Source organism: Shewanella pneumatophori (assembly GCF_023283895.1).
GTDB classification, from domain to species: domain Bacteria; phylum Pseudomonadota; class Gammaproteobacteria; order Enterobacterales; family Shewanellaceae; genus Shewanella; species Shewanella pneumatophori.
The window spans coordinates 142,354-148,353 of record NZ_JAKILB010000011.1 but is presented as its reverse complement, the minus strand read 5'-3'; the positions used below and the strand labels follow the sequence as shown (position 1 = coordinate 148,353).

The window sequence follows — 6,000 nt, the reverse complement described above, 5'->3', positions numbered from 1 at the left end:
TTCCTATTAGTGTAACTTTCATATTGGACACCTTTTGTTAGTTATTGAACGCACAAATTCAATATGGCGCAAATGACGCCGGTTTAACAAGAGGTGTCCATCCCATCATCCCTGTAAGCTCGGCCATGACGTCCATGTCATGGACGGTCACGGCCGTATCTACACCGAGTTAGGAAAGCGGTATTATCTAGCTGAAGAGTTGATTATTATAATTGCTCGTTACCTAATGTCATTTCCCAAGCAACAGCCCAAAGCAAATATTTGAGTATAACTGAGAGCATATGGCGGAAATCAGCAAGAAAAGTTTAGAGGCCACTAAAAACAATCACTACGTTTGGGCTTACTACATGAAGCGATGGTCTCCTGATAATAAACAGGTTTTCTATACGAGTAAGAAAAATAAGAAGACTGCATTTGATAGTGTTAAAAATGTGGCTGTCGAGCGTGATTTTTATCGAGTCGAATACCTCACTCCAACTCACATTGAGGCCATTAAAAGCTTCTCAAAAGAGAGCCCTCAAGAACTACATAAACAACATATGTTTTATCTTAGTGATTTTTTATTGATGCAAAATTTAGAAGCTAGGTATCAACAGGTAAATAAAAAAGATGATACTACAGATAAAATGCTAGAAGCATGGAGAAGTAATGGTATTGAAAGGCTTCACTCTGCACATGAAAAAGAAGTACAAATTATTATCACGGCATTAGCCGAACATGATTTATCAGTGTTAAATGACAACAATAATATGTGCTTTTTTATGCAGTTTTTGGCTCAGCAAATAACTAGAACGAAGACATTTAAGAGTAAAGTTCTAACTAGCCTATCGAATAATGCTGCAACTGAAAAGGAAAAACACCTCGCTAATGCTATGAAAGAGTGTTGGTGGTTCATCAGTTACATGTTTGGTATGAACATAGGAAGTTCTATATTTCTAGACAGGTATAATGATAATCACTGTTTACTTATCAATAATACTGAGATTTCATTCATTACCTCTGATCAGCCAGTTATTAATGTTCATCTAGCAGTGACTGATGAGATAAAACCTCCCAAGGAGCATGAGTGTGATTTGTACTATCCGATATCACCAACGGTTGCATACATGGTCAATAAATCAAATCGCTTTCCACGAGGTAAAGTTCAAGTATCTGTCGATATAGTGGAAGAAATGAATATAAAAATAGCGAAACAAGCCAATGTCCATATTATTGGCAATAGTGAAGAATCTCTTAAGGCATATAAGAAGTACGTAGGTATAAATCTCGAAAAGGTTAAGAATACTTAAAAGAACCATGACTCTTATAAATCAAAAGAATACCAGTATTCACAAAGAACACCGGTTCCCCATCGGAGTTGCCGAAATGCGTAGATGAAAATGCCGTAGAACCATCATGGATGATGGTTCAGGCTCGGGGGGACATGGATGTCCCATCTGAGCCGTTAGGCAATTTTTATTGGAGCATGAGGATCAACAACTTCGTAGGGGCGGCTCGGGTGATGCAAGAGGGGGAAGCTGTTGTCCCCCCTTTTGCCCGGGTGTGGGATGGAATCCCACGACTTTTATCAAACGAAGTTTGATTACTAACCTAAAGTGTGGGAACCAGTCCCACATCAACAACCATTATTGGTTTGCCAAAACCTCTTCCAGCTTAAGCCCGGTCAGATCTCGAATCGTGCGCCATAAATAATAAAAAGTGGCCATCATCATCAACATCGATGGCACAGCAATCATTGGGTAACTGTATAAACTCAACTCCCCTAACTGCTCATTAAACTCAGGGGTGCCAGTTGGGCTAGTCACTATCCATTTCGCCAATATGTAATTCATCGTGGCCGAGAACGCAAACGAGCCTGCAACCATATAGGTAGCTGTCATCAGTCGCTTTTCAAACGCCGCCACGCAATTGTTCTGTTGTAAGCGCTGCATGATCTTATCAACGTCCATCACCGCTGGATTAAAAACCATAGCTTTGATTAGTGGCTTAGAAGTAAAGGTCGAAATAAGCACTGCAATACCGATAGCAGCGGGGATCGCGGCTTCTTTGATTGCCAACCACTTCAGATCAAGTTCCAGTAAACCAATACCGCCGGTTAGCCCCACATTGGCTAGGCCAAGCAAAGCGATAAAATTAAATTTTCTATATTTGATAAGCTCAAAAATACCCCAGCCTAATGGAAAGCTTAACGCCAACATTAAACCACCACTCGCACCTAGCTGCTCATCACCACTTAACTTCATTAAGATAAAAGCGGGAATGGCGATGCTCACTAACAGATCAACCATAGGCCGAGGTTTATGCGTTGATGTACTACTCATATGTTGTTTTCCAAGGGAAGCATAAAAGCTTCTAAAAATTTAAAGATAAACCAGCGCTGCTTCTATTATCCTAGACTAACCACTCTATGATGCCAGCATGGATACTAGGTCGCACACAAGGGCGTAAAAATACCTGTTTCTGGCGAAGGTGTCACTCTTAAGCAACCATTGTTGCGAGTCGAGTTTATCAAACATCAAAAAAAGGACTTGAATTAGAATAGTGCGGCTTAACCATACTCCGAGATACTTTAGCCGTTAGGAGCGATAATCGAATATACAAGCATAGCGCCCACAATCCCCCTAGAGCTTTTGAGTTCCCATTGCATCATTTAAACGAATTAGTCAGAGGATGCCGCTCCTCACTCATCACCAGTTTGCTTCGTCAGTATATTCAACCTACTATTATTTAACCTAAAACTGATTACAGCTAAAAAATGCTTACATCAACTCAGGGGAAGATTGAACTGGGTAATTACAAAAATTGATCTATAACTTATAACAATCAGTATTAGCTGTTGATCGACTAAAAGTAAGCAAGCTTTATGCTAAACAGAATATTACCTAACAAAAAAGGCGCAAATATGAAACACTTACTAATGATAGTGCTGTTTACCGCAATATTTACCGTGGCAGGTTGTGCTCAACAAGCTCCTACCGAGCCGCAGAACTTTCTGACTAATGACGGTAATGTCAATATTCTCTGGCAAAACACTAATGACTATACCGATATTGAAGCGACTATTGGCGTGCAATCAAAGTTTGAGCAGTACCTGTTTACCCAGCTTACCCAGGAGCTCGGTAAGCTTGCCAATAAACATTTAACTGAGGGGCTGCAATTAGATCTCACTGTGACCAATGTCGATCTTGCTGGAGATGTTCAGCCCACTTTTGGTGCCTCAGTAGACGACATTCGTGTAGTAACTGACCTTTATCCACCGAAATTAGATTTTGAGTATGTGTTAAGTCAAGATGGAAAAGTCATCGCGTCAGGAACTGAGAAACTAAGAAATATGGGCTACCTTTCAGGTATTCAGCCATTAACTAATGATAGCTTTCGTTACGAACAAGAATTACTCACCGATTGGTTTAAGAAAACCATAATACCAGCGTTATGATAAAGCCACTTAAGATGACCGAAGAAGAAACCTTTCATCGAACAATATAAGTTTCCTACTGCGCCTAACACCAATCAGTATCATGATGAAGTTAGGCGCTGCAGTATTGGATAACCGTTTACACCTCTCCTGCTCGCTTATTGTCATCTGCTGAGCAAAGCTTGATAACCCTCACAAACTGCGATAAATGCTTAGTTATCCGTGTTTAAACTTCAAAATTTTGCATATAATTTGCACGCACGTCATTAGGTGCAGGCGCTATCGAGTTACGCCCTTACTCCCCTATACTGACATTATGCTTTGGCATTTTTCAGCACTCCTTATCGAGTTCCTCTTATTAGGTTTAGTAAAAAGTAACGCTTACTACTCCTATAACTACAGTTCAATTGAGTCTGAAACATGAAAAAAATCAAAGAGTATACTGAGTCGAATCGCCAAGCTTAGAATCAAATTATGCCTGCTCACCAAAAAGAAAATAGAGCAAAACTTGATCAAGCGTTTAAGAATAAAAACCATAGCGTCATCATCAATCCAGAACTTGATGAATGGTATAAGCTGGGTTTTAAAGGCAAAGATATCGCCCATCTATGTTGTAATAATGGCATAGAATTAATGTCACTAAAGAATATGGGAGCCGGTTATTGTGTTGGCTTCGATATTTGCGATCTTGCCATTGAAGAAGCAACAAATCGAGCAGCGATAAGTAATAATGACTGCCAATTTGTCTGCACCGATGTATTTGATATAAAAGATGAATATCATTCAAAATTTGATGTTGTCTATATTACTGTTGGCGCTCTTGGTTGGCTACCAGACATCAAGGCATTTTTTGCTAAGGTCAGTGCACTATTAAAGCCGACAGGTTCACTGTTCATTTATGAGCTGCACCCGGTAATCGAGATGTTGTCACAAGACGATAATTTAGCAGCACACCCACTGCAGATCATTGAGCCTTACTTTAAAAGTGAGCCCTATGAAGATACTAGCGGCTTAGACTATGTAGGCAAAACCGCAGAGCAAACCACAACCCAATATTGGTTTGTGTGGAAAATCTCAGACATTATTACAGCCGTCATTGAAAGTGGGCTAAATATCGCTAGATTCATTGAGTACAGCCATGATATTTCCCAGTCTCACAATCGTAATCAAGCTGCAGGTATTGAACTGCCAATGAGCTATATTCTGGTTGCCAAGCGATAACCTAACGGCTCACTGCAAGTTCAGCCTCTCTATCGAGGTCATTTAATTCTGCAAGACAAAAATCAAAAGTGGCGCTAAAGCGCCACTTTTTCAGAGTTAACAACTGGATTTAATCAAACACGCCTAACAATGATCAAAATGTGCATTCTCCATGCACATAAACTCCAGCTGTTGCATCGATAAAATTGGCGGTTGTAGCACTTCGATTGATTCGGCGCTGATATCTTCTAGGTCGGCGATTTCATCTAACTGATTACCGTATGAATTAGTGCGGCCACAGTAGATAAAGTGCTTGTGCCATCGCACGAGATAAGCCGTTTGTTTAACTCCATCAATGCTGACTTCAGCTTCTAATGCATGGCACTCTTGGCCTTTAGCAGTTAACACCGCAACCACTAACTTTAGGTTATCGAAACCCGATAAGTTCAGACTCAGGTATGGGTTAAAAATCGCGGCAACTGATGCTGATAACATATAAATCCTTAGAAAAAGCTTTCATTGGTTGGCAGAACTAATAAATAGTAATCACGGCCGTCAAAACTAATATAATCGACAACTTGCATACCAGCTTTGCGGGTATGGGCTGCAAATGAGCCTTGATTATCTTCGGCAATAAAAGTCAGCATGTAACACCGCTCACTGCCAACCTGTTTTTTTAAAAATGCCACCATGGCTTCGAATATACCTTGACCACGATGCTGCTTGGCAATCCATATTGGGCCATATTGGCAACAGTTACTCTCGGTGAGTTTCGCGCGTTCATAATCAAGTTTCGGTAAACGATTAAGCAAGTTGCGATAAATTGGCCATTGCTTAAAGAAAGACCATTTACCCGCAATAACATAGCCAATAATTTCAGCATCGACTTCAGCGACCACAACCCAATGTTGGCCGATTAATGTTGTAAAGTCGGCTTTTGAAAAGGATTGACCTTCAAACGAGTTATCACGTTTATCGGCTGCTAATTCATCTTGTAAGTGCATCTGTTCTAATGCAACTAATGCGGCAATATCCGCTATTTTAGCTCTTCTTATATTCATCTTTACATTAAGTTCTTACAGCCCAAATAGGATGCCTTGCATCTATCTACAATACTAAAAAAATAAACAATTCACCGCATAGTTATGCTGATTAACACAGCGTCAACATTTACAAAAATGCATAGCTGATAGATGGTTATGTGCTGACTGCTTATATTGTTTTGCTATTAGATACGTATCAGGCGTATATGCTGATTATAGCGGAATATGCTGCAAGCTTGATAGATGGCCGTTTCATCAAGCTCAAACTAAATGATGAGCTTTAGCCAAGTGCTCCGATGTGTACTATTCAAGCATAAAACAGCAAAAAACCTACATTTTTAA

6 protein-coding genes are annotated in these 6,000 nt (G+C 40.0%); 3 read left to right on the top strand and 3 right to left on the bottom strand.

Annotated elements, in window-relative coordinates:
• Window positions 1–281: 281 nt before the first annotated feature.
• Entirely contained in the window at window positions 282–1,289 is a 1,008-nt protein-coding gene (locus L2740_RS16395; protein ID WP_248951181.1) for a DUF4238 domain-containing protein, read from the top strand.
• A gap of 336 nt (window positions 1,290–1,625) precedes the next feature.
• Here the strand turns inward: L2740_RS16395 and L2740_RS16390 are convergent, their stop codons facing one another.
• Window positions 1,626–2,321, bottom strand: coding sequence for a VC0807 family protein (locus L2740_RS16390; RefSeq protein WP_248951180.1), 696 nt, complete (start codon window positions 2,319–2,321; stop codon window positions 1,626–1,628).
• Between the two features lie 581 nt (window positions 2,322–2,902).
• Here L2740_RS16390 and L2740_RS16385 point away from each other — a divergent pair.
• The gene (locus L2740_RS16385) at window positions 2,903–3,436 is read left to right on the top strand and encodes a DUF3016 domain-containing protein (RefSeq protein ID WP_248951179.1); all 534 of its coding nucleotides are present in this window, start codon (window positions 2,903–2,905) and stop codon (window positions 3,434–3,436) included.
• 453 nt (window positions 3,437–3,889) lie between these two features.
• Window positions 3,890–4,636 (top strand): class I SAM-dependent methyltransferase, encoded by a 747-nt coding sequence (locus tag L2740_RS16380; RefSeq protein WP_248951178.1) that lies wholly within the window; start codon window positions 3,890–3,892, stop codon window positions 4,634–4,636.
• Between the two features lie 123 nt (window positions 4,637–4,759).
• Here the strand turns inward: L2740_RS16380 and L2740_RS16375 are convergent, their stop codons facing one another.
• Both L2740_RS16375 and L2740_RS16370 read right to left on the bottom strand, forming a co-directional pair.
• The gene (locus L2740_RS16375) at window positions 4,760–5,110 is read right to left on the bottom strand and encodes a hypothetical protein (RefSeq protein WP_248951177.1); all 351 of its coding nucleotides are present in this window, start codon (window positions 5,108–5,110) and stop codon (window positions 4,760–4,762) included.
• Between the two features lie 8 nt (window positions 5,111–5,118).
• A complete protein-coding gene (locus L2740_RS16370) occupies window positions 5,119–5,676 on the bottom strand; it encodes a GNAT family N-acetyltransferase (RefSeq protein ID WP_248951176.1) in 558 nt (185 codons plus the stop codon).
• Between the last annotated feature and the right edge of the window lie 324 nt (window positions 5,677–6,000).

What these genes read in the sequence shown, in the direction of transcription:
- L2740_RS16395 (WP_248951181.1), top strand. Translation starts at nt 282, where the DNA reads ATGGCGGAAATCAGCAAGAAAAGTTTAGAGGCCACTAAAAACAATCAC.
- L2740_RS16390 (WP_248951180.1), bottom strand. Translation starts at nt 2,321, where the DNA reads ATGAGTAGTACATCAACGCATAAACCTCGGCCTATGGTTGATCTGTTA.
- L2740_RS16385 (WP_248951179.1), top strand. Translation starts at nt 2,903, where the DNA reads ATGAAACACTTACTAATGATAGTGCTGTTTACCGCAATATTTACCGTG.
- L2740_RS16380 (WP_248951178.1), top strand. Translation starts at nt 3,890, where the DNA reads ATGCCTGCTCACCAAAAAGAAAATAGAGCAAAACTTGATCAAGCGTTT.
- L2740_RS16375 (WP_248951177.1), bottom strand. Translation starts at nt 5,110, where the DNA reads ATGTTATCAGCATCAGTTGCCGCGATTTTTAACCCATACCTGAGTCTG.
- L2740_RS16370 (WP_248951176.1), bottom strand. Translation starts at nt 5,676, where the DNA reads ATGAATATAAGAAGAGCTAAAATAGCGGATATTGCCGCATTAGTTGCA.